Genomic DNA, 26,340 nt, shown 5'->3' on the forward strand with positions numbered 1-26,340 from the left:
TAGAATGGGCTCGAAGCTTGATGAGTTTGCACGCTTTGTTGATGTGCACAAAGCACTTGAGTACGTCGAGAAGAGAAGGCACGAAGACGGCGGCTACTGCTTCGTCAGCGTCCTGAACGACACCAACGTGAACGACACCTACTATGCAGTCAAGATGTACGACCTGCTCGGCCTCGGAGTCCCTGAGAAGGAGAAGACGATAGAGTTCCTTGAGAGGGCAATTCAGCCCCAGACGGCCGTTGTAGCCATAGCAATGGCCCTCGAAGGCCTTGCGATACTTGGAGCGAAGGACATCGCGAGGGAGCACGTGGGCATCGTCTATACCAAGTACAACCCCCTCGAAGATAAGTTTGCCGTTGGTCTTGGCGGCAGTGAGGAGTTCGGAACTGCGACGCCCCTTGAGGCAACATACTGGGTCGTTAAGGCTTTCAAGGCAATTGGACAGCCAATAAGCGAAAAGGAAAGGGAGAAGATACGGGCCTTCGTGATGAGGTTCAGGATGAGAAACGGCTTCGGCGTCAAGCAGCCGACAACGACGATGACCTATCAGGCCCTCTACACCCTCTACGCGCTTGGTTACCACCCACCCAGAAGTCCTCACTTCCGGAACTGTGAGCTCTGCGGCGACTGGGGCGGCTTTACGGAGGTTCCGTACAGCCTGCCACCCTATCTTGAGCCGACGTTCTACGCAACAAGGGGGCTTGAGCTCCAGGGAGAGACCCTAACCTGCCCGAGGAGGCACATCTGGTTTATCCGCCAGCTTCAAAACTCCAACGGCGGCTTCAGGAGAAGTCTTGAGCTTGGAATTTCAAACTTCCAGAACACATACAGGGCGCTTGCAGTGGTAGATGCCATGATGAGATATCTGTAAATCTTTTAAACAATCCATCCTTTCGAAAGCTCCTGTGTGTAGGACTAACGTGCGGGAGGAAGTACCATGAACCTCAGAATAGCGATGGCGATAGCACTGGGAGGCGCGTTTGGAGCAGTTGCAAGGTTCTACATCTCGGGCCTGCTCCCCGTCTACCGGGACTTCCCGGTTGGAACCCTGATGGTGAACAGCATAGCTAGCCTTATCCTCGGATACCTCTACGGACTCCTGTTCTGGGGCTTTGATGTTCCGCCTGATTGGAGGGCCTTTTTCGGAACGGGCTTCTGTGGGGCGTTGAGCACTTTTTCAACGTTCTCCTATGAGACCTTCTCGCTCCTGCGCGAGCGTGAGTACCTTATAGCGACCCTCAACATTTTGGCAAACGTTATAATCACAATCGCGTTAGTATTTGCGGGCTTTATGCTGGCCCGGAGGTGAAAACATGGTCGAAGTTGAGCACTGGAACACGCTCCGTCTCAAGATTTACATCGGCGAGAACGACCGCTGGGAGGGGAAGCCCCTGTACAAAGCAATAGTGGAAAAGCTTCGTGAAATGGGGATGGCAGGGGCTACTGTCTATCGCGGCATCTACGGCTTTGGAAAAAAGAGCCGCGTCCACTCAAGCGACGTTATGAGGCTTTCAACGGACCTTCCAGTGGTTGTGGAGGTCGTGGATAGGGGGCATAAGATAGAGAAGGCGATATGCGAGATAAAACCTATGATAAAGGATGGGATGATAACGGTCGAACCCGTCATAGTGGTGTGGGTCGGCACTAAGGAAGAGATCGAAAAGTTCGAGGAAGACGCCGTTAGAGAAACTTAGAGTGCTAATTTTTGGACATTAATCAAAAACTTAATAAACTCCTAAAGACGATGGCCTTATAAGACTCCATATAATCAGGGGTGGTCATAAATGATGTCCCTTGAATTCGAGGTTCCCCTTGATCTCCTCAACGATGTCATGGACTTCATCATCGAGGAGGATGCAAAGCTCCAGTGGGTTCGCTACTCAAAGAGAACGAATTCCGTGGTAATAAGGGTTTTAATCTCCGCCGAGGTTATTGAGCAGTTTCTCCTTAGACTTGCGAGGGTCGTTGGTATTCCCCTCGAAGTTACCATAGTAGAAGAAAAAATCGGTGAAAAGCTGATTCACGAGGCGTTTCTGTTTAGTGTTGAGGTCTCCTCTGGCACTTATCCCGTGTTCGTGCTCCTCTACTACAACGTCAGCAAGTTCTATCCCGACAGAATAGTAGTTGGGACGCTGGCAGATGCCCCCCAGGAGCTCGTGGACGCCGTGTTCTCAAGGACGGTTGGCAAGCTCAGACTCCTGGACACTGAGAAGGCCAAAAGTACCGTGGAAAACGGGATGCTTTTAATATACCTACGAGCCAACCCGCCCTCGGGACAGCTCGGAGTTAGTTCCGCTTAACTGGTTGTTTTAGGCAAGGTCTTTAACCCCTTTTTCTAACTACCTACGGTGATTCAGATGCTCCATCACGTCAAGCTTATCTACGCGACCAAGAGCAGGAAGCTTGTTGGGAAGAAGATTGTGCTGGCTATTCCAGGAAGCATAGCGGCGGTTGAATGCGTTAAGCTGGCCAGGGAGCTGATAAGGCACGGCGCAGAGGTTCACGCGGTAATGAGCGAAAACGCCACGAAGATAATTCATCCCTATGCCATGGAGTTCGCGACAGGAAACCCTGTAGTTACTGAAATTACTGGCTTCATCGAGCACGTTGAACTTGCTGGAGAGCACGAGAACAAAGCCGATCTCGTTCTCGTCTGCCCTGCGACAGCTAACACCATATCAAAGATAGCCTGCGGAATTGACGATACTCCCGTTACAACGGTCGTGACAACGGCTTTTGCCCACACCCCCATAATGATAGCTCCAGCCATGCACTCAACGATGTACGACCACCCGATAGTTAAGGAAAACATCGAGAAGCTGAAGAAGCTTGGAGTGGAGTTCATAGAGCCGCGCTTTGAGGAGGGCAAGGCAAAAGTCGCTTCAATAGAGGAAATAGTTTACCGTGTAATCAGGAAGCTTCATCCCAAGAGCCTCGAAGGAAAGCGCGTCCTCGTCACCGCAGGTGCGACAAGGGAGTACATTGACCCGATCCGCTACATAACCAACGCGAGCAGCGGAAAAATGGGAGTGGCGATTGCGGAAGAGGCGGAGTTCAGGGGCGCCGAGGTAACGCTCATACGTACCAAGAGCAGCGTTCCGAGCTTCGTGGAGAACCAGATAGAGGTAGAGACCGTCGAGGAGATGCTTGAAGCGATAGAGAGTGAGCTGAAGGGCAAAAAGTACGACGTCGTTGTCCTGGCCGCTGCAGTCAGCGACTTCCGGGTGAAGAACAAAGCGGACGTGAAGATAAAGAGCGGGCAACCGCTCGTTCTCGAGCTTGAGCCGACGCCGAAGATAATAGACCGCGTTAAGGAACTCCAGCCCGGGGTTTTCCTCGTGGGTTTCAAGGCCGAGACCGGTCTCAGCGAGGAAGAGCTCATCAGCGCCGCCAGGAAGCAGATTGAGCGCGCTGGAAGTGACCTGGTTGTAGCAAACACCCTCAAGGCCTTTGGAAGCGAGGAGAACGAGGTTGTCCTGGTCGGAAGGGACTTCGCAAAGAAACTCCCCAGAATGACCAAGCGCGAGCTGGCGGAGAGGCTCTGGGACGAGATAGAGAAGATGCTTTAGCCCGGTTTTATCTTTTATCGCTTATTCTCAAAACGTGAACGGGAAGTTTTTTAGCGACACTTCTTGAACTTCCATCGGTGTGTAAAATGAAAGTGGAAATACCTAACTACGGAGAAGTCCAGATAGACTCTGTTATTTTCGACCTCAACGGCACCCTGGGGGAGAGCGGGAGAGTCGATGAGGAAGTTAAGCACCTCCTTGAGAGGCTGGCGGATAAGTACACCGTCGTCGTGATAAGCTCTGACACCTTTGGCACGCTGGAAGAAGAGCTTGGAGGTCTTCCAGTACGAATCGCGAGGGCCTCAAACGCCTCTGAAAAGGTCGAGATAGCTAGGGGCTACGCTCCCTATGCAGCAGTTGGCAACGGAAACAACGACGTTGCTATGCTGGAGGGAGCGGAGCTTACTTTCTGCGTCATTGGGAAGGAAGGGGCTACCGTTGATGCCCTCCTGGCGAGCGACGTCGTTGTCACCGACGTGAGGGATGCCATAGCGATGCTCCTCGACGAGAAGAAGCTCATCGCGACGCTGAGAGGGTGAGGTGATAGCGTTTGGAGTACAAGACGCTGAAGGGCCTCGGCACTGCCCAGCTAATAATCAAGAAGTCCGTCTTCATAGGCTACGCCTCGCCTGCCAGCACTGAGGAGGAGGCGAAGGAGTTCATAGCGAGGATAAAAGCACACCACAGCGACGCGACGCACAACGTCTCTGCCTATCTCATCAACGACGGAAAGAACTTCGCGGTCAGATATGACGACGACGGCGAGCCAAAAGGCTCGGCCGGAAAGCCCGTACTCAAAGTCATCCAGAACAAGGGGCTGAGCAACGTTGTGGTCGTGGTTACGCGCTACTTCGGCGGGATAAAGCTCGGCTACGGTGGTCTGGTGAAGGCCTACAGCGATGCGGCGAGCTTGGCAATAGAGAACGCAGGAATCGTTGAGGTGCATGAAACGGAGCGCTTCGAGGTGACTTTTCCCTACAACCTCTTTCACACAGTCAGGAGCACGATAGAGGAGAACGGCGGCAGGGTTGTGGGAGAGGAGTACGGCGAGCTTGTAAAGTTCACGGTAGAGACTAGGAAAGGGGAAGCGGAGCCGCTGATGGAGCTTTTAACTGAGAGGACAAGGGGAAGAGTTAGGCTGAGGCCGCTGTTTATGAGGAGCGTTTAGATAGCACTCTCCTAGCTTTGTCCAGGAGGAAGAGGAGGATGGCCAATGTTATCGGTCTCCTCACAGCGTAGAACTGAACACCTTCTTCCGTTTTTACGGCTTTGAGCTTGTAGAGGTAGGGGTTAACACCCCTGGAGCGCAGGAGCTCCCTTTCGTGCTCTTTGTATGCATGTATAAGATCGTTCAGCGGATCTCCATTTTTTAAATCTTCCAACATACGTTTTCTGATCTCAATGAACTCCTCGCAGTCGGGGACGGGCTCTCCCTCCTTCAGGTCAAGCACATCAGCTACGAGCTCACGTCTTCCCCCCTCGTCGAGGAGTTCGCATATCCTCCTGACAGACTCCCAGTCCTCTAAATCCTCCGCCTTCCAGTAAAGCCACTCGAAGGCATCGTAGCGGTAGGTCCGTTTGTGGATCCTCCTCGTCCACTCGATCCCGAGTCTGAGAGCTATTCTTGCCAGTTCGGGCTCCTTACGCCCCAGAACTCCCGCGATCCGCCCCAAGATTTCAGCCTTATTATCGGGATCAGGAATGAAGTAATGAAGCTCAAAGGCCTTTTTTGCCCTCTCGGCGCTCTCATCTTCCCAGAGGTAGACCCAAAACGCCCTGTAAACCGCCCATTCGAAGCCTTCGCCATCGAGGAGGTAAGCCACTCCCAGGGCCTTTTCAAGGTCTCCAGTCTTGGCGAAGTGCTCCACGGTTTTAACCACATACCATTTCAGCTCTCCGTTCAGCGTATCCTCCGGCAGGGTTTTGAAGAACTCATGAGCCTCATCGAACATTCCCGATCTAATAAAGTGTTCGGCCGATTCTGCGGGGTTCTCCGGTTGCATGGAATCTTTCTCTAGAGTCAAGTTTAAAAATTTACCGAATGGGGAGTAAGGTCAAAACGGGTCTTGTGCATCCGCTTTATTTCCCTTCAAAATCCTCTCCCAAACCTTTATTGCGGCCCACTTGTCCAGAAACTCGTTGAAGGTTCCGCACTTCGGCGAGAGAACGCAGACGGGACAGCCATCCTGGCATTTACACGATTTCAGGTGCTCAAGGCTCTTTTCCATCAGCTTCTCGGCGTTCTCGTAGATTATCCCGGCTAGACCAGCGCCGCCCTCGTTGCCGTCGTAGATGAAAACGACCGGCTTTCCAAAATAGGGCGTCCCCGGAAAGCTCTCGTAGCTGTAGCCGCCGAGCTCCCTGCTGTCCACGTAGGTGAATATCGGCGCTATCTTTATCATGTTGTGCTCTATCGCGTGGAGCGCGCTTCCAATTCCGTCCTTGCTGTCCACCATCTTCTTCACGGCGAAGGCGAGTTCCTCATTCTGAATCCCAGCCTTCTGGAGGGCATCACCTATTGCCTTCCTTATTATGAAGCTCGTGGCACCGAGGTAGAGCGGGAAGAGCTTTCTTCTATCAAGGCTCTCGTATATCTGGAACGCCAAATCCTCAAACCCCTTCTCGGTCGCCCTGCCAAAGAACTCCCTGAACTCCTCTTCCGTTAGTTCTCGTATCTCCTCCGGGAAGACGAGCCATATTCCTTCGGTCTCGAACTCCCTGACGTAGGGCTCCTCGAATTCCACTTTCGCGAACTTCTCCCAGTTGAGTATCGAGAAGTCTTCCTCCGTCTCAACTCTCTCGCCCGTCGCTGGAGAGGAGATTTCGCCTTTGAGTATGCCAGCTTCCTTCAGCCGTACCAGTTCCTCCACGTAGTTTCCAGTATCGAGCCCCTTCACGGCGAAGCCGGTGTAGACGTGCCTGACGCGGAGCCTTCCGAGACCTATCTCCACGCCTTTGTAGGCCTTCTTTGCCCTCTCTTCCAGTATCTCGACTTCTTCCAGCTTCCTCGCGAAGGTCTCAACGTCCCAGAGGCGGTTTAGTTGCTTCGCAAATACGAAGTGGAACTTTCCGATGCTGAGCCGCTCCATCGCCATGTAGAGCTCTCCCCTTGAGAAGTAGGCCATTCCGGGTAAGAGCGAGCGGTGGTATTCGTCCTCATCGACTTCTTCAATGATGTGGCCCTTCATCTTGAGCCAGTTTATGAAGTTTAGGAGCTCTCGGAGAGAGGACTTTTCCATCAGCTTCGCCCTTATCCACGGCTCGTCCTTCACGAGGAAGAAGCTCTCGTCACTGGCAGTTCTCAGCGAGGAGTACTCGAAGGCCGGTCTTCTAACCCTGACCTCAAGCTTCCCTGTCAGCGGGTTCTTCTTGAGGTCGGCCTTCCTCTCGACCACGAGCTTTTCGGCTATTCTCCTCTCGAACTCGTCCAGCTCGTCCCAGTCAACTATTCCAAGCTCGGTGAGGAGGTAGTGGAGGTGCTTCTCCGCTATGCGCTCGTTGTCGGTCTTGACCGGCATGTACTCGATGATGCCCTTCTCAAGCCTCTCGACGAGCTCATTGAAGTGCTCGCGGTAGTAGTAATCGAGGCCGTTCTTCCTCAAAACAACGCCGTTCAGGGCTTCCCTGTCGGCGCTCCTTCCAGCCCTCCCAAAGCGCTGGATGAGGGAGAACAGCCCGTCAGGGGGAATGCCGTAGTTTATCACGGCATCGAGGTCACCTATGTCTATCCCGAGTTCGAGGGCGTTCGTAGTCAGGAGGGCAAGCAATTTCCCATCCCTGAAGTCCCTCTCAACTTCCCATCGGACGTTCTTCGGCAGGGTGCCCTTGTAGGTGGTCACCTTTGAAAAGACCGGAGAGTTGAGGAGGAAGCGTAGGGTCTTCTCGGTGCCCTTCCTGCTGTCGAAAAAGACGAGGGTCTTTATCCTCTTACTCACGAGCCTCTCGATTACGGCCCTTAGGAGCTGTTTATCGCCAAGGTTCTTCGGCTCAAAGAGAACGAGATACCTCCGCGGGAACGGATTGGTTGCATGGGTTATTGGCTCAAACTCCGTTCTAAAGAGCTTCTCCGCGAACTCCTTTGGGTTCCTCAGCGTGGCGGAGAGGGCTATTATCTGCGGCTTCACTCCAAGGCGCTTGAGCCTGAAGGACAGACGCCTGAAGAGCCACGCGGCATTGCTCCCAAAGACCCCGCGGTAGACGTGGAGCTCATCGACGACGAGGTATCGAAGGTTCCTGAGGAGCCACTCGTACTCTCTCCATCTTCGTAGGATGTTGTAGTGGAGCATGTCCGGGGTAGTGAAGACCACCCTCGGCCTCTCGCGGAGGAGCCTTCTTCTCTCTTCCCAAGGGACGTCCCCCGTTAGAATCTTCGCAGGTACGAGCTTTCCAGTTATGCGGTAGAATGAAAGGTTCGCCCTCTGGAACTTCTCGAGCTGGTTGTTTATGAGCGCCCGCGTGGGGTAAACGAGGAGGTAGGTCTTCCGCGGATCTAGGAGGTAGGAGTCGAAGATAGCCAGGCGGAAGATTTCGCTCTTCCCGCTGGCCGTTGGCGTTGTAACGACGATATTTTTTCCAGCGTAGAGCTTTTCCAGGGCCTCAACCTGGTGACGGTAGAGAGAAAAGCCCAGCTCCTCAACGAGGGCGTTTATTTCTGGGTTTTTGAACGCGAATTCTCCAAACTCACCTTCTCTCGGAGGAAAAACGTGGACTCTCGCGATCTCTGACTTCAGGGGTTTGAGGACTTCAAAGAGGGACATGGGTTAGAATTGGAACCGCGGTTAAAAAATAAAGCGGTCGGGAAGTCACCCCTCAAAGAGCCACAGGACGGCATCTGGGAACCTCTTGCCCCAGTAGTACTCGTTGTGCTGGGCGCCCTCGTCTATCACGACCTTGAGGTTCACTCCTTCAACATAGCCCTTCTCCTTCAGGATGCTCACCATCTCCTCGTTGCTCCTGGAGAACGCTCCTGGATCGCTCCCCTCCATAGTGCCCCAGTCGATGTAGATTTTCTCGGGCCCTTTCTCTGCGTTCCTGACGAAGTCGTATATCTCAGGATTGAACCAGAACGCCGAGCTCATGGCTCCAACGTAGCGGAAGACCTCCGGATATGCAAAGCCTGCATAGACTGCCATCAGCCCGCCGAGGGAAGAGCCCATTATTCCCGTTTCGTTGGGAACTGTGCGGTAGTGGGAGTCTATGTAGGGCTTTAGCGTCTCGACTATGAAGCGCACCATGGCGTCGCCCTCGCCGCCCCTTCCGTACTCCTCGTTCACCCAGGGGGCATACTCGTCTATCCTTTTGTCCCCACCGTTGTCGATTCCAACCACTATTATCGAGAATCCCCTCTCGGTGTAGAGCTTTTCAAGGGCCTCGTCAACACCCCACTCGCCCGCGAAGGAAGTTGCGCTGTCGAAGAGGTTCTGCCCGTCGAACATGTAGAGGACTGGATAGCTCCTGTTGGTAGTCCCGTAGTCCGGGGGCAGGTAGATCCATATCCTCCTCGTCCGGTTGAGCTGGGGGATGACCATCTTGAAGGTCGTTACGTTGCCCGTTATCGTGTGTTCGCCCACTCCGACCTCCTCGACGTAGTCGCGCCAGTGGTAAACGGTGAACTCGTAAGTCCCGCTATCTTTGAATACAAACTGCCTGTTGGGGATTTCCTCCCCGTTTGGGCCTTTTTCAACGGTCTCCCACGAGCCACGGGTGAACTTAAACTCGATGACCTTTCCGTAGGGGAACGTCAGGTTTATTGCCCACCTGCCGTCGGGGAGCTTCGTGAGCCTGTAGTTTTCGTCTCCTGGGTTCCAGCCGTTGAAGTCGCCCGCTATGTAAACTGCATCGTCTTCGGGGGTGTAACCTGGAACCGAGACGATGAAGGTAACTGTTATCTCCCTGGATTCTGTTTTTGTTGATGTGCCCCTGGGTGTGGTAGATGTTTCGGAAGAGGAAGAACTGGTAGTTTGAGATTGTGTTGAGGATGTTTGACTGGTTTGGTCACCCTGAGTTATGTCAGATCCAGCCCCTTTTTCGGCGGAAGAGGTTGGTGGGCCCTGAGAGCCTGTTTGTGCTGTACTTGAGTTCTGGCCTACGCATCCGGCTGAAGCTACCATGAGCAGAAAAATCAGAAGGAAGCCTGCAACTTTCATGCTCATTTGATCACCTGAAAGGGTTGCCTGCGTAGGTTTTATCTTTTTCCACTGCTCCCCTCTAACGGCGGTTCGGGAAGTTTTGAGGCAGTGTAAAAACAGAGCGTCAATAAAACTAAACTCGACAATTACGCAATATTTTTATACATCAAAGTACAAATTTGTTGTGACGACTTTTTCAGGTGTCTGCCAATGGTAGTGAAGAGGGAAATGACCCGGAAGTTTTTGGAGGATGCTTTCGCAGGCGAAAGCATGGCCCACATGAGGTACCTTATCTTCGCCGAGCAGGCCGAGAGGGAAGGACTTCACAACATAGCCAAGCTCTTCAGGGCTATAGCTCATGCCGAGTTCGTCCACGCTAAGAACCACTTCATAGCCCTCGGCAAGCTTGGGAAGACTCCCGAGAACCTGCAGATGGGAATAGAGGGCGAGACCTTCGAGGTAGAGGAGATGTATCCTGTTTACAAGAACTCCGCCGAGTTCCAGGAGGAGAAGGACGCGGTGAGGACGACCCACTACGCCCTTGAGGCTGAGAAGATACACGCAGAGCTCTACAAGAAGGCCAAGGAGAAGGCCGAGAAGGGAGAGGACATCGAGATAAAGAGGGTCTACATCTGCCCGGTCTGCGGCTACACGGCCGTTGATGAGGCCCCCGAGTACTGCCCCGTCTGCGGCGCCCCGAGGGACAAGTTCGTGGTGTTCGAGTGAATCTTTCGATTTTCCTTTTCACAGGTTTGAGACGCAAACCTTATAAGGTATGACTAATAACATTAAAGCGGTGAAAGAAAATGGCGAAGTGGAAGTGCATAGTCTGTGGATACATCTACGATGAGGATGAGGGCGACCCCGACAGCGGGATAGCCCCGGGAACCAAGTTCGAAGACCTTCCGGATGACTGGGTCTGCCCGCTCTGTGGCGCTCCCAAGGATATGTTTGAGAAGATTGAGTGAGGTGATGGAAGATGCTTAGCCAGACCATAAAGAGTGGAGACTGGAAGGGTGAGAAGCACGTCCCCGTTATAGAGTACGAGAAGGAGGGCGACCTCGTCAAGGTCGAGGTCTCTGTTGGAAAGGAGATACCGCACCCGAACACCCCCGAGCACCACATAGCTTGGATACAGCTCTGGTTCCACCCGGAGGATGGAGCCTTCCCGATACTCGTCGGTAAGGTTGAGTTCAGCAACCACACCGACCCGCTCACCGAGCCGAGGGCGGTATTCTTCTTCAGGACACAGAAGAAGGGCAAGCTCTACGCGCTCAGCTACTGCAACATCCACGGCCTCTGGGAGAACGAGGTCACACTTGAGTGATCTTTTCCGTTTTTATCTTTATCCATGTCTTGGAATCTGGAAGGTTACGTTCTCACCTTCAAAGGATACAACGACAGTACTGGCATTTTTCGGTGCCAAAAACGTCTTCTTTATCGAAACAACACCGTGAGTGTAAAACAGGTTTTCTAGTACTCCCTTTATCTCCTGAATCTGATAATCTGGGGAATATATTTCTCGTCCATCAACGTAGATTTTAACGTTGCATGGATGTCTTGAATCCACGAGAAGAAGGCTTCCGTCTGGTCTAGGTTTGTATTTCACGTCTCCACACGTTCTAGGGACATACACAAGCTCAAGTTCTATGCCATGGTCATAAAAGTTTCCATAGAGTGCAACTTTTTGATCTTTCTTTATGATCTCAAAGTCGTAATCGGGCTTGATGAAATAATAGAGCGTTCCTCCAAGCACCAGCGTGACGAGGGCTATTCCTGCTATTTTTTTCAGTGAGACAAAGGGTAAACCCTCGGTTCTAGTGCCTACCAGGGGAACTTTCCAGAGGCTGAAGAACTCAACGAGCTTCCCTATGTTGTATAGGGGGATTCCGATAAGTAGGGGGAGCAGAAGAGCGCCGATGAGAGCCAAGTTACCCGCAAGGTTGAAATTGAGTTCCCCAGTTTCTTCGGCAAAAAGGCCCATTCTGATCCGATAGAGAACGGCGGAGGCTACTATGAAGGGGTAAAGCACCAAGAGTGATAAGACGAGAGTTTTGAACCCCAAGACCGGCGAGAGTTCCATACGATACACCAGCATATTGAGCACCAAGGCACCTGCGGCTATCAAAGCAGTCTCCCCCACGAAGAGTAGCAATGGTCTTGAGTCAACATCAATGCTCCAGAAGTACAGCCCAGCGGCGTACAGGAGCCCTCCAACGATAAAAATCGGGAGGCCTATTACCCCAAAAAGACCGCTTATCATTGTTATAACAGTCCCGATAAGCATGAACTCCTTTCCGTTTAATAGAACTGTTCGACCCTCGCCCACTTCAACACCCATGGCATATTTTAACGCCAAGTATTTAAGCTTTTTTTAAATTTATGTCGAAAACTACAGAGCTATCAAATGAAAAAGCTTAGTTCTTTAAGAGAATTGACCAGAACTGCCCAGGAAGGCTTATAACTGTTCAAACAAAATCCCACTTAGGTGGGAGGAAAATGAAAGTTTACATGCCCGACCGTGAGTGGCCCGAACACTACAGGGCCGTTCTGGAGGAGCTTGCAAAGATAACTGACCCAATAACCGGGGGAGACATCCTCGACTCGGGTGTCGTCGCCGGCTTGGAGGTCACGGAAGATACTCTCAAGGTCTGGCTCAACTTCGAGAGCCACGCCGAGTACAATATAACAGGCGAGAGCGCCATAGCGTATTCTAAGATAATCGGCGACATAATGGAGCGCTTTGCCCTAGTCAAGTTTGAGAACGTCTACGTCTATGACCTCAAGAACAACCCCGTTGGGGTCTTCGAGAACAGGGGAAGGTACAGGGCCGAAGACCTTGAGGGCGATTGAATAAGCTCCTTAGAGTTTTCAAAGGCTTGGGTATAGTGTGCCATATACTATGAAGAAAAATGATGAAAACGGCCCTTACACCTCAAAAATTTCTGCGAACCCTAATGTACATCTCAGGACACATGCACACTTTAGGTAAAATTTATATCCCCCCCGTTCAAACAACCATCGAGGTGTTCCCAATGGCTGAAGGATATAGAGAGTACAGAGACAAGGTTCTTGGCTTTATTGAAGACCACGAGAACTGGAGGAAGCACACGATAAACCTCATCGCGAGCGAAAACGTGACTTCTCCGAGCGTTACCAGGGCCGTTGCCTCAGGTTTTATGCACAAGTACGCCGAGGGCTGGCCGAAGCAGAGGTACTATCAGGGCTGCAAGTACGTTGACGAGGTTGAGCTCATCGGTGTTGAGCTCTTCACCAAGCTCTTCGGAAGCGACTTCGCCGACCTGAGACCGATTTCTGGAACAAACGCCAACCAGGCGGTCTTCTTCGGGCTCACCCAGCCGGGCGACAAGGCGATAGTTCTTCACACCAGCCACGGCGGACACATAAGCCACATGCCCTTCGGTGCCGCCGGAATGAGGGGTCTTGAAGTCCACACCTGGCCCTTCGACAACGAGGAGTTCAACATCGATGTCGACAAGGCCGAGAAGCTCATCCGCGAGGTCGAACCCAAGATAGTCGTCTTCGGCGGTTCGCTCTTCCCGTTCCCGCACCCTGTCAAGGAGCTCGCTCCGGTCGCCAAAGAGGTTGGCGCCTACGTCATGTACGACGGTGCCCACGTCCTCGGTCTCATAGCTGGAAAGCAGTTCCAGGACCCGCTCCGCGAGGGAGCCGACATAATCACGGCCTCAACTCACAAGACCTTCCCTGGGCCGCAGGGCGGTGTCATCATTTACAAGCGCTTCGGCGAGACGGAAGAGATAGCCAAGCTCCAGTGGGCCATCTTCCCGGGTGTCCTCAGCAACCACCACCTCCACCACATGGCGGGTAAGGTAATCACCGCCGCCGAGATGCTCGAGTACGGTGAGAAGTACGCGGCCCAGATAGTCAAGAACGCCAAGGCCCTTGCCGAAGCCCTGGCGGAGGAAGGCTTCAAGGTCATCGGCGAGGACAAGGGCTACACCGAGAGCCACCAGGTCATCGTTGACGTTTCAGACCTCCACCCTGCAGCTGGAGGATGGGCGGCCCCGCTGCTTGAAGAGGCCGGCATAATCCTCAACAAGAACCTCCTCCCGTGGGACCCGCTTGAGAAGGTCAACGAGCCGAGCGGCCTTAGGATTGGAGTCCAGGAGATGACCAGGGTTGGAATGATGGAGGATGAGATGAAGGAGATAGCAAGGTTCATCAGGCGCGTCCTCATAGACAAGGAAGACCCTGCCAAGGTCAGGAGAGACGTCTACGGCTTCCGCGCCGAGTACCAGAAGGTTTACTACTCCTTCGACCACGGGCTCCCGCTCAGGCTCAGGGAGTAAATTGGAACTTTTCCACATTTTTATTTCTAATTTCAATCGTATCCAGGTGGAAAGCCTTCTTGCTGGATTTTTTTGAAGAAAACGTTATAAACAACCTTTTCTAGCCCTTTCCAGCGGTACCACACCTTCATTAGCCACGCGCCCCCGGTACCGCTAACTTCCCCCGAAACGGGATAAAATAAGGGGCTCAAATCCAGTGGTTCAAATTACCAAACGTTTCGAAACTCCTTGAAGTGAACGAAAGGATTATTATTCTGGAAGTTCAAAAACCTCTGGTGAAATCAATGAGGAAGGCGCTTGTGATAGGGATAGCAGTTGTTGTTTTGGTTGTAGCAGGATACGGAGCCCTCAGCTGGGATGGGAAAGAGGCCAGCGGTTCGCCGCAGGACAGCCACGCGAAGTTCGTCAAAATGGAGCTTGACAAGTCCACCTACAGTCCTTCCGATACCATGATTATCAGGCTTATCAACGAGGGCGAGACAAAGGCAACTACCAGCTACCACTTCAGGCTCTACCGAGAAGAAAACGGAGAGTGGGAGGAAGTTCCCGTTAACCTCATGTTCATAGAGATCGCCGTTTCGATAGAACCTGGAAAGAGCTGGGAGCAGAAGGTCAATCTCGCGGATCTGAAGCTTTCCCCGGGACACTACAAGATCGTCAAGAAAGTCATTCTAACTTCACAGGGGACTGAAAACGCTGCCAGCTACGAGGTCAGTGCGGAGTTCGAGGTAAAGGGATGAGTCCGATGAAGTGGCCCCTAGTGTTCATCGTTGTTTTTCTTCTCCTTTCCGGCGTTTTTTACGTGGAACTTTGCAAAAACCGCGAGATAACCGAGAACAATGCAGCCTGTACGGCCGGGACTGCCGTTATGGACCTCGAAAAGGAGGCATACAAAGTTTGAGACAACCTTACCCTGACCATAACCAACACGGGGAGCGAGACGATAATAGTGGGCGCACCTTACAGATTATACCTGCTGGAAAACGGAAGCTGGAAAGAGATAGAAACTGGTTTCACGTTCACAAGTATCGGGTGGCAGATACCGCCGGGCGGCAACTGGACGCAAACCGTGCCCTTGGTCATACGCGTCCCTGACGGAGCCTTCGGAAAGCTCAAACCACTTCCGCCATGTAGATACAAAATAGAGAAAACAGTTCTCATTGATCGAGACAAATGTGAAAGCAGGAGTAACGAAATAACTCTATCGGCCGAGTTTGAGATTGTCAGGTGATCCCAATGAGGGGGAAGACAGGGGCGGCCTGCACCCTCATAATACTCCTTGTCTGGGGCCTTACCGGACCTCACTTCTACGTGGGGCTTGACAAGAGTGGCTATCATCCCGGAGAAGAGCCAGTTTTAAGGACATGCAACATTGGGTTGACGCCAATCTCATTCGGAGAGGGCTACCATCTCTACCGCTTAGAAAACGGAACGTTGGCCCCGGTTAGAACTGGCCTTATCTTTCCTGCGGTACTCCACTGGCTCATGCCCTTTCAGTCCTGGGAGCAGAAAGTCAGTTTGAAGTATCTGCTGGAAAATGAATCCGTCGGAGGGGCCCCTTCACTCCGGGACCTGCCACCGGGAAGATACAGGATTGTTAAGGAGATCTGCGGCTGGCCAAGGGGCTGTGTAAACGCCAGCTTGGAGTTTGATCTGCTGTCATAATCGGAGCAAAACTTTTTATCCTCTTTCAACATACCGAACCCTCGGCTAAAGGGGTGGTGAGAGATGAAGTTCTGTCCGAAATGCGGGAACCTGATGCTCCCAGACAGGAAGAGGAAGGTCTGGGTCTGCCGCTCATGTGGCTATGAAGAGCCCTTCGACGAGGAGAAAGACAGAGAGAAAACGAAGATCACCAAGAAAGTCGAGCACAAGCCGGACGAGGAGATCATAGTGGTGGAGCAGGACCTCAAGACCCTGCCCACGACAAAGGTCACATGCCCCAAGTGCGGCAACGACACAGCTTACTGGTGGGAAATGCAGACGAGGGCTGGAGACGAGCCGAGCACGATCTTCTACAAGTGTACCAAGTGCGGCTATACCTGGAGGGCCTACGAGTGAACGAGGTCGAGCTTGAAACCCTGAGAAAGCTCGCCCAGAAGGCCCTCAAGGAGCTTGAGGAGGCCTACCTCCGCTTACCCGACACGGACAATGGAAAGACTTATTTATTCCGTGGAAAAGAAAGGGTTAGGCTCATGCTTCAGATATTAGAGTCAGCTAAAAAGGAGGGATAAAAATGCCGTTCGAAGTTGTTTTTGACGGGGCCAAGGAGTTTGCAGACCTGATAGCGACCGCAAGCAACCTCATCGACGAGGCCGCCTTTAAGTTCACTGAGGAAGGCATAAGCATGCGCGCAATGGACCCGAGCAGGGTCGTTCTCATTGACCTCAACCTGCCCGAAAGCATCTTCTCCAAGTACGAGGTCGAAGAGCCCGAGACAATCGGCATCAACATGGACCAGTTCAAGAAAATCCTCAAGCGCGGCAAGGCGAAAGACACCCTCATACTCAGGAAGGGCGACGAGAACTTCCTTGAGATAACTTTTGAGGGAACCGCCAAGAGGACATTCAGGCTCCCTCTGATAGATGTGGAAGAGCTTGAGCTGGAGCTTCCCGAGCTCCCGTTCACGGCTAAGGTAGTCCTCCTCGGTGAGGTTCTCAAGGAGGGCATAAAGGACGCTTCCCTCGTCAGCGACGCCATCAAGTTCATAGCAAAGGAGAACGAGTTCACAATGAAGGCCGAGGGCGAGACCAACGAGGTCGAGATAAGGCTTACCCTTGAGGACGAGGGCCTTCTCGACCTTGAAGTCGAGGAAGAGACCAAGAGTGCCTACGGCATAAGATACCTCAGCGACATGGTCAAGGGCATCGGGAAGGCCGACGAAGTTATCCTCCGCTTCGGCAACGAGATGCCGCTCCAGATGGAGTACATGATCAGAGACGAGGGCAGACTGACCTTCCTGCTCGCTCCGCGCGTTGAGGAGTGACCTCCCTCAACTCTTTTTTGAGGTGGGAACGTGGATATAGTGAAGCTCAGGGAACTCCTGGAGGCAGAGCTCTCAAGTACGGATTTAAACGAACTTGACGAAGACTTCTACGTTGAGTTCGACAGCCTGATAAAGGCCCTAAAGCTAAGCGCAGAGAGCTCCAGGGAACGCGGAGAAGACGTCGAGGAAAGGCTTTACCTCGCCCAGCTCAAGATAGCGGAGTCCCTCATGAAGGAGATCATCAAGCTCAGACTCCATAAGATAGTTGATCTCGCAGTCGAGGGTAAAATCGCGGAGATGACAGCCGAGGAAAAGAGGCTCTTCAACGTCATAAGAGCATTTATCGAGAGGGAAGAGCTCCCGGAAATTTCAGAGGAAGTCCAACCGCAGGAAGAGAGCGAAGCCGAGGCAGAGTACAGGTCCAAGGAGGTTCCAAAGGAAGCTTACATTATCCAGATAGACCTCCCAGCCGTTCTTGGCCCGGACATGAAAGAGTATGGGCCGTTTATGGCCGGAGATATGGCCATTATCCCCACCGTTATTGGGCGAGCCCTCGTTGAGAGAGAGGCCGCACGAAGAGTAAGGATATTCCTCTAAAGTAAGTCCTTTTAAGTTGCTCCAGTTTTTATTCTCTAAAGCAATCCTCCAAATGAATGGATGTTGAGGTCTATCAATGGCCACATTTTTTGAAATTATGCCCACAATCTAGGTAGAACTGACCAATTATGACAATCTAAGAATCCAGATTTAGACGTTTATAAAACAGATGTTCACGTTGATTTGTCTTTCCGTCAAATTTGTTCCCGAAACCAAACCGAAAGCTTTATATATTCGAACCAACCAGGTTTATAGTGAAGACGACACACAAAAAGAAAGAGGTGATGTAAGATGGTCGTCATAGGAGAAAAGTTCCCAGAGGTTGAGGTCAAGACCACCCACGGCGTGATAAAGCTCCCGGACTACTTCGCCGAGCAGGGCAAGTGGTTCGTGCTGTTCAGCCACCCGGCTGACTTCACCCCGGTCTGTACGACCGAGTTCTACGCCATGCAGAAGAGGGTTGACCAGTTCAGGGAGCTCGGCGTCGAGCCCATCGGACTCAGCGTTGACCAGGTCTTCAGCCACATCAAGTGGATGGAGTGGATCAAGGAGAACCTCGGCGAGGAGATAACCTTCCCGGTCATAGCCGACGACCGCGGTGAGCTCGCCGACAAGCTCGGCATGATACCCAGCGGCGCCACCATAACCGCTAGGGCTGTCTTCATCGTCGACGACAAGGGCATCATAAGGGCCATCGTCTACTACCCGGCCGAGGTCGGCAGGGACTGGGACGAGATCCTCAGGCTCGTCAAGGCCCTCAAGGTCAGCGACGAGAAGGGAGTCGCCCTTCCGCACAAGTGGCCGAACAACGAGCTCATCGGCGATAAGGCCATCGTCCCGCCTGCCAGCACCGTCGACGAGGTCAAGCAGCGCGAAGAGGCCAAGGCCAAGGGCGAGATCGAGTGCTACGACTGGTGGTTCTGCTACAAGAAGCTCGAGTGAGCTTCTTTCCCTTATTCTTCTCTGAACTTCTCGAATATCAGCTCATCCACGAACCCGTAGCCAGGTATGTGGGAGTGCTTCTTCATCCTGCCCACAAGCTCGAAGCCGTTCTTTTCCAGGACGCGGATTGATGCTGTATTTGGCTCATAGACCCGGGCGTAGACCTTTCTGAGATTCAGCCATTCAAAGGCGTATTTTAGGGCCAGTCCAACCGCCTCGGTGGCGTAGCCCCTGTTCCAGTACTCCTTCGCTATGAAGTATCCCAGCTCGGCGTGACCGTCTTTGTGGTTTATCCTGTGCAGGCCTACAAAGCCAACCGGGCTTTTGGACGAGTTTTCTAAAACAGTAAAGACCCTGTTTTCGCGCTTTCCTCTCCGCATAGCCTCGTACCACTCAAGCTCGTCCTCAAAAAAGAACAGCCCATCCGGATCGCTTAAAAACCTCCTCACATCGCGGTCGTTGTACCAGAGCCAGGCCCTCCTCACATCGTCTTTGGTTGGGACAGCCAGCGAGACCAGTTTTCCCTTTACCACCACGGGACGCATCGACCACACCTTAAATTTATTAAGGTGTTATGGGTATTTAAAAACGATGGAAAGGGAGAGGCTCATAAAGACCGTTGAAGCGATACTTAGAGGCGCAGGGTACCGCGTTGCCAGGTTAGACCTTAAAGGGTCGTGCTTTGACCTAGTGGCGAGCAGGCTCTTTCTCCTGCTTTTTATAAAGGCTACCGTGAACATCGACACGATAACAGAAGAGCAGGCGGAGGACTTAAAGCGCCTCGCCAAGTTCTTCAAGGCTTCTCCGCTTATTGTTGGGCTAAGGAGCAAGAGCGGCGAGCTTGAAGAGGGTGTGGTGTACGAGCGCTTTGGAATTTATGCCCTCCGCCCCGAGACCCTCTACGATGCTCTCCTGAACAACGAACTGCCCGCTGTTTTCGCGGAGCGCGGTGGTCTGTACGTCAGGATAAACGGAGAGCTGTTGAGAGAACTCAGGGAAAAGCACGGCTATTCTGTAAATGAACTGGCACAGCTGCTCGGCGTGTCTAGAAAGAGCCTGCTCAACTACGAGCGCGGCGAACAGGCAGTTTCGCTTGATGTTGCCATCCAGCTTGAAGAGATATTTGATGAGGCCCTCGCGGAGCCGATAGACATCCTGAGGGCCAAAGTTGAAGCCGACCTCAACGTTAAGCCTGAAACGCCGCTCGAGCGCGAGGTCTTTGAGAGGCTCAAGAAACTCGGCCTGGGCCTTGTGAAGGTGAAGAAAGCGCCCTTCAACGCGATTTCAACTGAAGACGACATACGCCTTCTCACGGGTATAGATGAAAGGAAGACACGCTCCACCATAAAACGCGCCGAGATGGTGGCGGAGGTCGGCAGAATAGTTAACAGCGGGGGCGTTTTCATACTGGAGAAGACTAAGGCTGAAGTCGTTTCAGAAGTTCCGCTCATCCCCAAGGAGAGCCTTGAGGAAGTTAAAGACGCAGATGAGCTTATAGAACTCATCGACAAGCTGAAGAAGGAGATAAAGGAAAAGCTCTTCAGCTGAAGATAACCCTTCTCCAGACTTCCCTCAGTCTGTCCACGTACTTCTCGGGCGAAGCTATCATGACCGCCCACCTGGGAGTCTGCCTCCTCTTGAGTGCATTCGCCAGAGGCGTTACCTTCGTCAGGGGCTGAATTTCGCCGTTATCAAGGAGAACGTTTATCCCAGTTTCCTTGAGCCTCGGCTCGCTCAGCATGAGGTCTGCGATGCTGAACTCCAGGATAACCTCGCCCTCACTCGCTCCGACGGCATCCGCCAGGTTCCTTTCGATCTCCTGCCTCTTCTTGACGTTTCTGTAGGCGTTGAGAAGCTCCCGCTTCTCTTCAGTGCTAAGTTCCTCGGCCGTTATCAAAACGGCCGCCTTGTAGAGCTTTCTGTGGAGAACACGTTTTGTGAGCTCCGCAGGGAGGCCCTCAAGGTCTTCAAGTTCCACCAGAACCCTGCAGTCTGTCATCCGCCAGAAGTCCCATAAATGCCCCTCGTCGAGGGCGAACTCAAGGGCCCTCGTAAGCATTCCTTCCGCTATCTTAACCGTGTGGTGGAAGTAGACCCTTGAGTACATGAGCGCCCTGGCAACCATCATTCCCTCAACTGCCTCGATGCCTTTCTCGTCAACAACGAGCTGACCATCGTGAATCTTCATAACCTTGAGGAGTCTTTCCAGGTCTATTATACCGTGGGCGACGCCGGTGTAGTGGGCATCCCTTACCAGGTAGTCGAGCTGGTCAACATCGACGCCCCCGTGGAGCATCTGGCCGAGATAGGGCTTCTCAGAGCGGCCGAGAATTATGTCGGCGACGGCCTTTGGGTCTATCCCGTGTTTCTCAAGTATTTCGGGTATTCTCCCCCCATCTTCGTCGCCCGTTATGTTGATGTTGCCGAGGATTATGTCCTGACCGAGGCGCATGTGGTCGCGCTCCTTCACGTAGTGCTTGTAGATGCCCTCAAAGGTGTGGCTGAGCGGCCCGTGGCCGATGTCGTGGAGGAGCGCACCCACCTGAAGTAGTTCAGACTCCTCTTTTGGAAGACCAACTTCCTCAGAAAGGCGTTTGGCCAGGTGCCAGGCTCCGAGCGAGTGTTCAAAGCGCGAGTGATTGGCACCGGGATAAACGAGGTACGCAAGCCCGAGTTGCTTTATCTGCCTTAACCTCTGGAACTCTGGTGTTTTTACGAGGTCGAGGATGACTCCAGAGACCTTCATGCTACCATGAATACCGTCGTGGATGATTTTATAGCCGTCGTGTCCGTCACTCATTTTCATCACCGGCCGAAAATCTGTGAAACTCCTTAAATAATTTTTCGGCAATATGACGAAAAATATCCCGCTGATGGAAGCGATTGCAGACCATCAATTTATAAACCTGTCAGTGGAGAATAAAATGCCCCTGCGCGAGGACCCCGGGGAGAATGAACCGGGGGGCGATGCGGGGGCAACAGCCCGGCCTCAGCGAGGTCCCCGCGGGAGGGCCTTCCGCGTCCCGGAGCACGATGACCGCGGGAAACCCAGGCCGGGCACAGTTCTGGCCCGCCAGGGTTAGCCCGCCCAAGGGTGGCGTACGCCTTCGATGAGGGCGGGAGTTACCGGCGGGCCATATTCTCAATGAATTCTGGGTCATGGCGTAGAGAGTTACACTCTTTCCAGATTTTAAAGACCATCAGCAATAGTATGCAAATTATGAATAAAAAAGGTTATTAATGCTGAAGGCTAGGTATGAATATGAACCCAGAGAAAAAATCAAAAGAGATCGTATTAACTGAAGTCCCCTGGCTTGCCGAAGATTACCAAAGCTATCTAAGGAGAATACTTGAGGAAAAGGAAAGAGAACGGAAAGAAGTTATTAGGTGTTTAAAGGAATTAACAGCAAGTGCGCGGAAGATCCTGCCCAAGGAGCTCGTGGATATTATCCCTTTTTCTAGTGAGTGTATAAACGAATGAAAAATAGAGCTCAGTACAACACAACCTCCACCTCTTCTCCCTCCAGGTAACCCTCGCTGTCCTCTGGAATCGTTATGTATCCGTTGCTCTCCACAAGCGAGCTTATTATGCCACTGCCCTTCTTCTTTATCGGTCTTGCCGTACCGTTTTCGTACCAGACCTTGACGAACTCGTAGCGGCCGAGCTGGCTCGGAACCCTTTCGGTAAGCCTTGCCCTGACCCGGGTTTCGTAGTTTCTTGCCCCCACAAGCTTCGCAAGCGCGTGCTTGACGTAGAGGTGGAACTGAGTGAAGACCGCAACCGGATAGCCGCTCATTACAAAGACTCTCTCCCCGTATCCTATTGGCCTTCCTGGTTTTATCGTCGTCCCGTGGAAGAGAAGGTTCACAAAGCGGTGGGCAAAGTCCATATCGCCGAAAGCTGAGCCGCCCGTGACAAGGACGAGGTCGTTCTCGGAGCGTGCTTTCCTTATTGCCTCTCCGATTTTCTCCTCGTCATCCGGAATTACCCCATAGAACCTCGGCTCCCCAAAGTACTGCCTGACTAGGCCTTTCAGCATAACCGAGTTGCTCTCAAGTATCTTTCCATGGTTCAGGGCTTCTTCATCAAACTCCTCGATGAGCTCGCTTCCTGTAACTATTATACCAACCCTGGGCTTTCTCCTGACTCGAACAGTCTTGAAGCCTATGCTTTTGAGGATTGCCAGGTCCTGAGGCCTTAGAATCTGGCCCTTTTTAAGGACAACCTGTCCCTTTCTGACGTCCTCACCCTTCATTGCAACGTTCTGACCGGGAGCAACGGGGCGGAGAACCCTTATAACGTCCCCCTCGCGCTCGGCCATCTCCTGCATCAGAACGGCGTTTGCTCCCTCCGGGATCTTGGCCCCGGTCAGGAGCTTAACTGCAGTTCCGGGCTCAACGGTCTTTTTACTCTCTCCGCCGGCGGGAATTTCGTCTATTACCCTGAGCTCCACCGGGCTGTACTCCCTCGCCTGAAACGTATCCTCGGCGCGGAGTGCATAGCCATCAACGGCAGACCTGTCAAAGGGTGGACTGTCTATGGGCGATACGACGTCCTCGGCCAGGACTCTCCCAAGAGCCTCATCGAGAGGAACTTCCTCAACTTCTTGGATCTCGCTCAGATCGTTGAGGAGAAGGCCCAGGGCCTCTTTATAGGGCGTGAGCTTCTTGAACTCCCTCATTTTTACACCCCCAGAGTTTTAAGCCACTTCACTCTTTTAAAGTCCGAGTCAAAGGTAGCAATGTGCTTAACGTTATGATTCCGGCAGGCAAGCACTATTTGTGCATCGGAGGGCATCAGGTTGTACTCTTTCATGGTATCATAGAGTTCTTCCCGCCTGAACGAATCGGGGACTATGATGACCCCAAGCTCATCAAGAAGCCCGTTAAGAGAGGTCACCACATCGGAAAATGGCCCCCATCCCTTTCGAGCCACGAACTTCCTCAGGCTGTATTTTCCCTTTATTCCGAATTTTTCTCTCCCAATGATAAGAGCTAGAGCACCAATGGCTTCTCTATAGACTGTGGGAGACGTTAGAAATGCCCAGGGTCCCAACAGTATTTCCTCGGCAATTCCTGCCTTTTCACCGTCCACGAGGTACTCAACGAGGACGCTGGTGTCGAGAAACAGGAAGTCGCTCAAAGCTCTTCAGCCTCCTTAATCGCCCATAGTATAGTCTCCTCACTTGCCTTACCGAGTATTCCCCTGAATTTCCTTATTTTCTGTTTTTTGGCTAAAGTGAGCTTACTGCCCTCCTCAGCCGTGGTGATGTTTGAACTCCCGACTTTCTCCATGTTTTCACCCATTATGTCTTGTGTGCTTTCCCTTAAAACTATTCACGACCGTGCTTTAGCACGTGACCAGCCTCGGCCAGTATGAGCTTTACCCCAGTTTTGGCGGCACCAAGGCTTCCCGGAAGGCAGAAGACTGCCATTGCCCTGCCCGAGCTCCTTATTATCCCTCCTGTGGCCCTCGTCATTATCGCGGCGGTCCCTATCTCCTCGTAGCTGACGAGCCTGAATATATCTCCAAACGAAAGCTCCTTGTCAAAGAGCGGTCTGAGGCTCTCTATTGTCACGTCTCTGCTCGATATCCCCGTTCCTCCGGATGTTACAACCACATCCGCTCCCGCGCGGAACGCATCAACGACCGCCCCGATGATTTCCATCTTCTCATCCGGCACAACCTTGTAGAGAACCCTCTCGTGGCCGGCCTTCTCAAGCTCCTCAACCAGAAACTTTCCGCTCTTATCCTCTTTCTCTCCCCTGCTCGCAGTGTCGCTGACCGTTATAACGGCAAACCTAAACTTCCGCGGGGCCTTCTCCTTGTGATCCTTAACGCCCATGATACCACCCAGTTAAACTGCTCTTTGGTCTTAATAACCTTTCAGAAAACAATACTGCTTAACAGAAACCAATCGGTGTGGGCCCGGCTGATCCCCCGCTCTCATTGACGGCCAGAGACCCCCTCCAGCGGTCCGGAGACCGGGCCCTGTCCGCCCGGCATCGTCTCATCCCTTCACTGTGGGCCTCGGCCCCCTCCGGGACACGGGCCACCGGGCGGGACCGTCGTAGAAAATTCTTCGGAAGGCATTTTAACGTTTTCGAATTATATAACCTGCAGGAATAGGAACATTTTGGATTCATGCCGAAAAGTATATAAGACGATGCACAGACCCGACCACTGCACTGATTAAGTCGAAGAGAAGGTGATGCTCATGGCTGGAAAGGTCAGGAACATAGTCGTTGAGGAGCTCGTCAGGACCCCAGTTGAGATGCAGAAGGTTGAGCTCGTTGAGAGGAAGGGTATCGGTCACCCCGACAGCATAGCCGACGGTATAGCCGAGGCCGTCAGCAGGGCGCTCTCCAGGGAGTACGTGAAGAGGTACGGCATCATTCTCCACCACAACACCGACCAGGTCGAGGTTGTCGGCGGAAGGGCCTACCCGCAGTTCGGCGGCGGTGAGGTCATCAAGCCGATCTACATCCTCCTCTCCGGAAGGGCCGTCGAGATGGTTGACAGGGAGTTCTTCCCCGTCCATGAGATAGCACTTAAGGCCGCAAAGGACTACCTCAGGAAGGCCGTCAGGCACCTCGACCTCGAGCACCACGTCATCATAGACTCCCGCATCGGACAGGGAAGCGTTGACCTCGTTGGAGTCTTCAACAAGGCTAAAAAGAACCCAATCCCGCTCGCCAACGACACCTCCTTTGGTGTCGGCTACGCCCCGCTCAGCGAGACCGAGAAGATCGTCCTTGAGACCGAGAAGTACCTCAACAGCGACGAGTTCAAGAAGAAGTACCCCGCCGTCGGTGAGGACATCAAGGTTATGGGTCTCAGGAAGGGAGACGAGATAGACCTCACCATCGCCGCTGCCATCGTTGACAGCGAGGTTGACAACCCCGACGATTACATGGCCGTGAAGGAGGCCATCTACGAGGCCGCCAAGGGGATCGTCGAGTCCCACACAGAGAGGCCGACCAACATCTACGTGAACACCGCCGATGATCCGAAGGAGGGCATCTACTACATAACCGTCACAGGAACTAGCGCCGAGGCCGGCGACGACGGTTCCGTCGGAAGGGGCAACAGGGTTAACGGCCTCATCACCCCCAACAGGCACATGAGCATGGAGGCAGCGGCGGGTAAGAACCCGGTGAGCCACGTCGGTAAGATCTACAACATCCTCTCAATGCTCATAGCGAACGACATAGCCGAGCAGGTCGAGGGCGTTGAGGAGGTCTACGTTAGAATCCTCAGCCAGATTGGAAAGCCGATAGACGAGCCTCTCGTTGCCAGCGTGCAGATAATCCCGAAGAAGGGCTACTCAATCGACGTCCTCCAGAAGCCGGCCTACGAGATAGCCGACGAGTGGCTGGCCAACATAACGAAGATACAGAAGATGATCCTCGAGGACAAGGTAAACGTCTTCTGAAGTCCTCGCTTTTCTCTTCTACCCTTTTGATGGCTTCCTTGCATTAGTAGGGAACAGAAAAGTTAGAGATCAGACTGCGGGAGCGCTCTGCTTGAGCGCCCTGAGGACTTTTGCTTCTTCTGCCATAAGGGCGAGCTTTTCCTTCTTAACCTTGGCAAGAACCATTGCAACGTCCCTCTTCTGGCGGGCAAGCCTTATGAGCCTGGCCTCCTCGCGGAGAACGGCTTCCTTTCTCCTCCTCACAACCTCAAGGCGCCTCTCGAGCACGGACTTAACCTTCTCCATATTGTATCACCTGATAAATGAGGGCCCCCGATCCTTATAAGATTTTCGGTGAACGCTTAAGTCAAT

General features: G+C 52.9%; 35 protein-coding genes. 24 read left to right on the plus strand and 11 right to left on the minus strand.

The genetic code is table 11. The features are described from left to right. The first annotated feature begins 4 nt into the window (after positions 1-4). The 7 genes from TK_RS02540 to TK_RS02570 all read left to right on the plus strand — a co-directional run bounded on the left by TK_RS02540 (position 5) and on the right by TK_RS02570 (position 4,737). Positions 5-871 carry a prenyltransferase/squalene oxidase repeat-containing protein gene (locus TK_RS02540; protein WP_011249468.1) on the plus strand — a complete coding sequence of 289 codons (867 nt, stop codon included), beginning with the start codon at positions 5-7 and terminating at the stop codon, positions 869-871. 66 nt (positions 872-937) lie between these two features. Continuing rightward, positions 938-1,309, plus strand: a complete 372-nt coding sequence (gene crcB / locus TK_RS02545; RefSeq protein WP_011249469.1) for a fluoride efflux transporter CrcB — start codon at positions 938-940, stop codon at positions 1,307-1,309. A 4-nt stretch (positions 1,310-1,313) separates the two neighbouring features. Next, positions 1,314-1,694, plus strand: coding sequence for a DUF190 domain-containing protein (locus TK_RS02550; protein ID WP_011249470.1), 381 nt, complete (start codon positions 1,314-1,316; stop codon positions 1,692-1,694). 90 nt (positions 1,695-1,784) lie between these two features. Then, positions 1,785-2,300 carry a hypothetical protein gene (locus TK_RS02555; RefSeq protein ID WP_011249471.1) on the plus strand — a complete coding sequence of 172 codons (516 nt, stop codon included), beginning with the start codon at positions 1,785-1,787 and terminating at the stop codon, positions 2,298-2,300. Between the two features lie 57 nt (positions 2,301-2,357). Then, a complete protein-coding gene (gene coaBC / locus TK_RS02560) occupies positions 2,358-3,569 on the plus strand; it encodes a bifunctional phosphopantothenoylcysteine decarboxylase/phosphopantothenate--cysteine ligase CoaBC (protein WP_011249472.1) in 1,212 nt (403 codons plus the stop codon). Positions 3,570-3,655: 86 nt separating this feature from the next. After that, positions 3,656-4,108, plus strand: coding sequence for an HAD family hydrolase (locus TK_RS02565; protein ID WP_011249473.1), 453 nt, complete (start codon positions 3,656-3,658; stop codon positions 4,106-4,108). An 11-nt stretch (positions 4,109-4,119) separates the two neighbouring features. Then, complete coding sequence (locus TK_RS02570; RefSeq protein ID WP_011249474.1) at positions 4,120-4,737, plus strand: YigZ family protein; 618 nt, start codon at positions 4,120-4,122, stop codon at positions 4,735-4,737. Here TK_RS02570 and TK_RS02575 read toward each other — a convergent pair. From TK_RS02575 to TK_RS02585, 3 genes are read right to left on the minus strand one after another with little or no spacing between them, the layout of a single operon-like run. Further along, the gene (locus TK_RS02575; protein WP_011249475.1) at positions 4,721-5,572 is read right to left on the minus strand and encodes a hypothetical protein; all 852 of its coding nucleotides are present in this window, start codon (positions 5,570-5,572) and stop codon (positions 4,721-4,723) included. The genes TK_RS02570 and TK_RS02575 overlap by 17 nt on opposite strands. Positions 5,573-5,623: 51 nt before the next feature. Continuing rightward, positions 5,624-8,326, minus strand: coding sequence for a DEAD/DEAH box helicase (locus TK_RS02580; RefSeq protein WP_011249476.1), 2,703 nt, complete (start codon positions 8,324-8,326; stop codon positions 5,624-5,626). Positions 8,327-8,371: 45 nt separating this feature from the next. Then, the gene (locus TK_RS02585) at positions 8,372-9,721 is read right to left on the minus strand and encodes an alpha/beta hydrolase-fold protein (RefSeq protein WP_011249477.1); all 1,350 of its coding nucleotides are present in this window, start codon (positions 9,719-9,721) and stop codon (positions 8,372-8,374) included. Between the two features lie 186 nt (positions 9,722-9,907). On the opposite strand from TK_RS02585, the gene TK_RS02590 reads away from it, so the two are divergent. The 3 genes from TK_RS02590 to TK_RS02600 all read left to right on the plus strand — a co-directional run bounded on the left by TK_RS02590 (position 9,908) and on the right by TK_RS02600 (position 11,024). Further along, positions 9,908-10,423, plus strand: coding sequence for a rubrerythrin family protein (locus tag TK_RS02590; protein WP_011249478.1), 516 nt, complete (start codon positions 9,908-9,910; stop codon positions 10,421-10,423). An 80-nt stretch (positions 10,424-10,503) separates the two neighbouring features. Then, positions 10,504-10,665 carry a rubredoxin gene (rd, locus tag TK_RS02595; RefSeq protein WP_011249479.1) on the plus strand — a complete coding sequence of 54 codons (162 nt, stop codon included), beginning with the start codon at positions 10,504-10,506 and terminating at the stop codon, positions 10,663-10,665. 11 nt (positions 10,666-10,676) lie between these two features. Continuing rightward, the gene (locus tag TK_RS02600) at positions 10,677-11,024 is read left to right on the plus strand and encodes a class II SORL domain-containing protein (RefSeq protein ID WP_011249480.1); all 348 of its coding nucleotides are present in this window, start codon (positions 10,677-10,679) and stop codon (positions 11,022-11,024) included. Positions 11,025-11,042: 18 nt separating this feature from the next. On the opposite strand, the gene TK_RS02605 is transcribed toward TK_RS02600, so the two are convergent. Further along, complete coding sequence (locus TK_RS02605; RefSeq protein WP_011249481.1) at positions 11,043-12,038, minus strand: hypothetical protein; 996 nt, start codon at positions 12,036-12,038, stop codon at positions 11,043-11,045. Positions 12,039-12,196: 158 nt separating this feature from the next. Here TK_RS02605 and TK_RS02610 point away from each other — a divergent pair, with 158 nt between their 5' ends. From TK_RS02610 to TK_RS02645, 11 genes are all read left to right on the plus strand, one after another. Continuing rightward, positions 12,197-12,550 (plus strand): iron-sulfur cluster assembly protein, encoded by a 354-nt coding sequence (locus TK_RS02610; protein ID WP_011249482.1) that lies wholly within the window; start codon positions 12,197-12,199, stop codon positions 12,548-12,550. Between the two features lie 182 nt (positions 12,551-12,732). Continuing rightward, complete coding sequence (glyA, locus tag TK_RS02615) at positions 12,733-14,028, plus strand: serine hydroxymethyltransferase (protein WP_011249483.1); 1,296 nt, start codon at positions 12,733-12,735, stop codon at positions 14,026-14,028. Positions 14,029-14,312: 284 nt separating this feature from the next. Beyond that, the gene (locus tag TK_RS02620) at positions 14,313-14,768 is read left to right on the plus strand and encodes an immunoglobulin-like domain-containing protein (protein ID WP_048053666.1); all 456 of its coding nucleotides are present in this window, start codon (positions 14,313-14,315) and stop codon (positions 14,766-14,768) included. Then, complete coding sequence (locus TK_RS12005) at positions 14,765-14,929, plus strand: hypothetical protein (protein ID WP_011249485.1); 165 nt, start codon at positions 14,765-14,767, stop codon at positions 14,927-14,929. The genes TK_RS02620 and TK_RS12005 overlap by 4 nt, the downstream gene beginning before the upstream one ends. 48 nt (positions 14,930-14,977) lie before the next feature. Beyond that, a complete protein-coding gene (locus tag TK_RS11880) occupies positions 14,978-15,259 on the plus strand; it encodes an immunoglobulin-like domain-containing protein (protein WP_011249486.1) in 282 nt (93 codons plus the stop codon). Positions 15,260-15,264: 5 nt separating this feature from the next. Beyond that, a complete protein-coding gene (locus TK_RS02625) occupies positions 15,265-15,693 on the plus strand; it encodes an immunoglobulin-like domain-containing protein (protein ID WP_011249487.1) in 429 nt (142 codons plus the stop codon). Between the two features lie 63 nt (positions 15,694-15,756). Continuing rightward, entirely contained in the window at positions 15,757-16,089 is a 333-nt protein-coding gene (locus TK_RS02630; RefSeq protein ID WP_011249488.1) for a transcription factor S, read from the plus strand. After that, positions 16,086-16,262, plus strand: a complete 177-nt coding sequence (locus TK_RS12105; protein ID WP_011249489.1) for a hypothetical protein — start codon at positions 16,086-16,088, stop codon at positions 16,260-16,262. The genes TK_RS02630 and TK_RS12105 overlap by 4 nt, the downstream gene beginning before the upstream one ends. Before the next feature lie 2 nt (positions 16,263-16,264). Then, complete coding sequence (locus TK_RS02635) at positions 16,265-17,014, plus strand: DNA polymerase sliding clamp (RefSeq protein ID WP_011249490.1); 750 nt, start codon at positions 16,265-16,267, stop codon at positions 17,012-17,014. Positions 17,015-17,044: 30 nt separating this feature from the next. After that, entirely contained in the window at positions 17,045-17,611 is a 567-nt protein-coding gene (locus TK_RS02640) for a hypothetical protein (RefSeq protein ID WP_011249491.1), read from the plus strand. Positions 17,612-17,902: 291 nt separating this feature from the next. Beyond that, positions 17,903-18,553, plus strand: a complete 651-nt coding sequence (locus TK_RS02645; protein ID WP_011249492.1) for a peroxiredoxin — start codon at positions 17,903-17,905, stop codon at positions 18,551-18,553. Between the two features lie 11 nt (positions 18,554-18,564). On the opposite strand, the gene TK_RS02650 is transcribed toward TK_RS02645, so the two are convergent. Next, positions 18,565-19,098 carry a GNAT family N-acetyltransferase gene (locus tag TK_RS02650; RefSeq protein WP_011249493.1) on the minus strand — a complete coding sequence of 178 codons (534 nt, stop codon included), beginning with the start codon at positions 19,096-19,098 and terminating at the stop codon, positions 18,565-18,567. Between the two features lie 46 nt (positions 19,099-19,144). Here TK_RS02650 and TK_RS02655 point away from each other — a divergent pair, with 46 nt between their 5' ends. Continuing rightward, positions 19,145-20,101: a transcriptional regulator gene (locus TK_RS02655; protein ID WP_011249494.1), complete on the plus strand. Its 957-nt coding sequence runs from the start codon at positions 19,145-19,147 to the stop codon at positions 20,099-20,101. On the opposite strand, the gene TK_RS02660 is transcribed toward TK_RS02655, so the two are convergent. Beyond that, positions 20,094-21,353 (minus strand): HD domain-containing protein, encoded by a 1,260-nt coding sequence (locus tag TK_RS02660; protein WP_011249495.1) that lies wholly within the window; start codon positions 21,351-21,353, stop codon positions 20,094-20,096. The genes TK_RS02655 and TK_RS02660 overlap by 8 nt on opposite strands. A 462-nt stretch (positions 21,354-21,815) precedes the next feature. Here TK_RS02660 and TK_RS02665 point away from each other — a divergent pair, with 462 nt between their 5' ends. Further along, the gene (locus TK_RS02665; RefSeq protein WP_143598665.1) at positions 21,816-22,034 is read left to right on the plus strand and encodes a hypothetical protein; all 219 of its coding nucleotides are present in this window, start codon (positions 21,816-21,818) and stop codon (positions 22,032-22,034) included. A gap of 10 nt (positions 22,035-22,044) precedes the next feature. Here the strand turns inward: TK_RS02665 and glp are convergent, their stop codons facing one another. From glp to TK_RS02680, 4 genes are read right to left on the minus strand one after another with little or no spacing between them, the layout of a single operon-like run. Continuing rightward, complete coding sequence (gene glp, locus TK_RS02670) at positions 22,045-23,235, minus strand: molybdopterin molybdotransferase MoeA (RefSeq protein ID WP_011249496.1); 1,191 nt, start codon at positions 23,233-23,235, stop codon at positions 22,045-22,047. Positions 23,236-23,237: 2 nt separating this feature from the next. Further along, positions 23,238-23,696 carry a PIN domain-containing protein gene (locus tag TK_RS02675; RefSeq protein ID WP_011249497.1) on the minus strand — a complete coding sequence of 153 codons (459 nt, stop codon included), beginning with the start codon at positions 23,694-23,696 and terminating at the stop codon, positions 23,238-23,240. Next, the gene (locus TK_RS12010; protein WP_158298050.1) at positions 23,693-23,848 is read right to left on the minus strand and encodes a hypothetical protein; all 156 of its coding nucleotides are present in this window, start codon (positions 23,846-23,848) and stop codon (positions 23,693-23,695) included. Before TK_RS12010 ends, TK_RS02675 begins: the two co-directional genes overlap by 4 nt. A 38-nt stretch (positions 23,849-23,886) precedes the next feature. After that, on the minus strand, positions 23,887-24,399 hold the full coding sequence (locus tag TK_RS02680) for a MogA/MoaB family molybdenum cofactor biosynthesis protein (RefSeq protein WP_011249499.1): 513 nt from the start codon (positions 24,397-24,399) through the stop codon (positions 23,887-23,889). A 372-nt stretch (positions 24,400-24,771) separates the two neighbouring features. Here TK_RS02680 and TK_RS02685 point away from each other — a divergent pair, with 372 nt between their 5' ends. Next, entirely contained in the window at positions 24,772-25,989 is a 1,218-nt protein-coding gene (locus TK_RS02685) for a methionine adenosyltransferase (protein ID WP_011249500.1), read from the plus strand. Between the two features lie 69 nt (positions 25,990-26,058). On the opposite strand, the gene TK_RS02690 is transcribed toward TK_RS02685, so the two are convergent. Next, positions 26,059-26,274 carry a hypothetical protein gene (locus tag TK_RS02690; protein WP_011249501.1) on the minus strand — a complete coding sequence of 72 codons (216 nt, stop codon included), beginning with the start codon at positions 26,272-26,274 and terminating at the stop codon, positions 26,059-26,061. Positions 26,275-26,340: the final 66 nt, after the last annotated feature.

Origin of the sequence: Thermococcus kodakarensis KOD1 (assembly GCF_000009965.1) — an archaeon.
GTDB lineage: Archaea > Methanobacteriota_B > Thermococci > Thermococcales > Thermococcaceae > Thermococcus > Thermococcus kodakarensis.

Coding starts and splice junctions, on each gene's coding strand:
- TK_RS02555 (WP_011249471.1), top strand. CDS start 1,785: ATGATGTCCCTTGAATTCGAGGTTCCCCTTGATCTCCTCAACGATGTC.
- TK_RS12005 (WP_011249485.1), top strand. CDS start 14,765: ATGAGTCCGATGAAGTGGCCCCTAGTGTTCATCGTTGTTTTTCTTCTC.
- TK_RS02655 (WP_011249494.1), top strand. CDS start 19,145: ATGGAAAGGGAGAGGCTCATAAAGACCGTTGAAGCGATACTTAGAGGC.
- TK_RS02600 (WP_011249480.1), top strand. CDS start 10,677: ATGCTTAGCCAGACCATAAAGAGTGGAGACTGGAAGGGTGAGAAGCAC.
- TK_RS02575 (WP_011249475.1), bottom strand. CDS start 5,572: ATGCAACCGGAGAACCCCGCAGAATCGGCCGAACACTTTATTAGATCG.
- TK_RS02635 (WP_011249490.1), top strand. CDS start 16,265: ATGCCGTTCGAAGTTGTTTTTGACGGGGCCAAGGAGTTTGCAGACCTG.
- TK_RS02540 (WP_011249468.1), top strand. CDS start 5: ATGGGCTCGAAGCTTGATGAGTTTGCACGCTTTGTTGATGTGCACAAA.
- TK_RS12010 (WP_158298050.1), bottom strand. CDS start 23,848: ATGGAGAAAGTCGGGAGTTCAAACATCACCACGGCTGAGGAGGGCAGT.
- TK_RS02625 (WP_011249487.1), top strand. CDS start 15,265: ATGAGGGGGAAGACAGGGGCGGCCTGCACCCTCATAATACTCCTTGTC.
- TK_RS02590 (WP_011249478.1), top strand. CDS start 9,908: ATGGTAGTGAAGAGGGAAATGACCCGGAAGTTTTTGGAGGATGCTTTC.
- TK_RS02610 (WP_011249482.1), top strand. CDS start 12,197: ATGAAAGTTTACATGCCCGACCGTGAGTGGCCCGAACACTACAGGGCC.
- TK_RS02620 (WP_048053666.1), top strand. CDS start 14,313: ATGAGGAAGGCGCTTGTGATAGGGATAGCAGTTGTTGTTTTGGTTGTA.
- TK_RS02605 (WP_011249481.1), bottom strand. CDS start 12,038: ATGGGTGTTGAAGTGGGCGAGGGTCGAACAGTTCTATTAAACGGAAAG.
- TK_RS02680 (WP_011249499.1), bottom strand. CDS start 24,399: ATGGGCGTTAAGGATCACAAGGAGAAGGCCCCGCGGAAGTTTAGGTTT.
- TK_RS02565 (WP_011249473.1), top strand. CDS start 3,656: ATGAAAGTGGAAATACCTAACTACGGAGAAGTCCAGATAGACTCTGTT.
- crcB (WP_011249469.1), top strand. CDS start 938: ATGAACCTCAGAATAGCGATGGCGATAGCACTGGGAGGCGCGTTTGGA.
- TK_RS02645 (WP_011249492.1), top strand. CDS start 17,903: ATGGTCGTCATAGGAGAAAAGTTCCCAGAGGTTGAGGTCAAGACCACC.
- TK_RS02665 (WP_143598665.1), top strand. CDS start 21,816: ATGAACCCAGAGAAAAAATCAAAAGAGATCGTATTAACTGAAGTCCCC.
- TK_RS02550 (WP_011249470.1), top strand. CDS start 1,314: ATGGTCGAAGTTGAGCACTGGAACACGCTCCGTCTCAAGATTTACATC.
- TK_RS02660 (WP_011249495.1), bottom strand. CDS start 21,353: ATGAGTGACGGACACGACGGCTATAAAATCATCCACGACGGTATTCAT.
- TK_RS02685 (WP_011249500.1), top strand. CDS start 24,772: ATGGCTGGAAAGGTCAGGAACATAGTCGTTGAGGAGCTCGTCAGGACC.
- TK_RS02690 (WP_011249501.1), bottom strand. CDS start 26,274: ATGGAGAAGGTTAAGTCCGTGCTCGAGAGGCGCCTTGAGGTTGTGAGG.
- TK_RS02650 (WP_011249493.1), bottom strand. CDS start 19,098: ATGCGTCCCGTGGTGGTAAAGGGAAAACTGGTCTCGCTGGCTGTCCCA.
- glp (WP_011249496.1), bottom strand. CDS start 23,235: ATGAGGGAGTTCAAGAAGCTCACGCCCTATAAAGAGGCCCTGGGCCTT.
- TK_RS02585 (WP_011249477.1), bottom strand. CDS start 9,721: ATGAGCATGAAAGTTGCAGGCTTCCTTCTGATTTTTCTGCTCATGGTA.
- TK_RS02630 (WP_011249488.1), top strand. CDS start 15,757: ATGAAGTTCTGTCCGAAATGCGGGAACCTGATGCTCCCAGACAGGAAG.
- glyA (WP_011249483.1), top strand. CDS start 12,733: ATGGCTGAAGGATATAGAGAGTACAGAGACAAGGTTCTTGGCTTTATT.
- TK_RS02580 (WP_011249476.1), bottom strand. CDS start 8,326: ATGTCCCTCTTTGAAGTCCTCAAACCCCTGAAGTCAGAGATCGCGAGA.
- rd (WP_011249479.1), top strand. CDS start 10,504: ATGGCGAAGTGGAAGTGCATAGTCTGTGGATACATCTACGATGAGGAT.
- coaBC (WP_011249472.1), top strand. CDS start 2,358: ATGCTCCATCACGTCAAGCTTATCTACGCGACCAAGAGCAGGAAGCTT.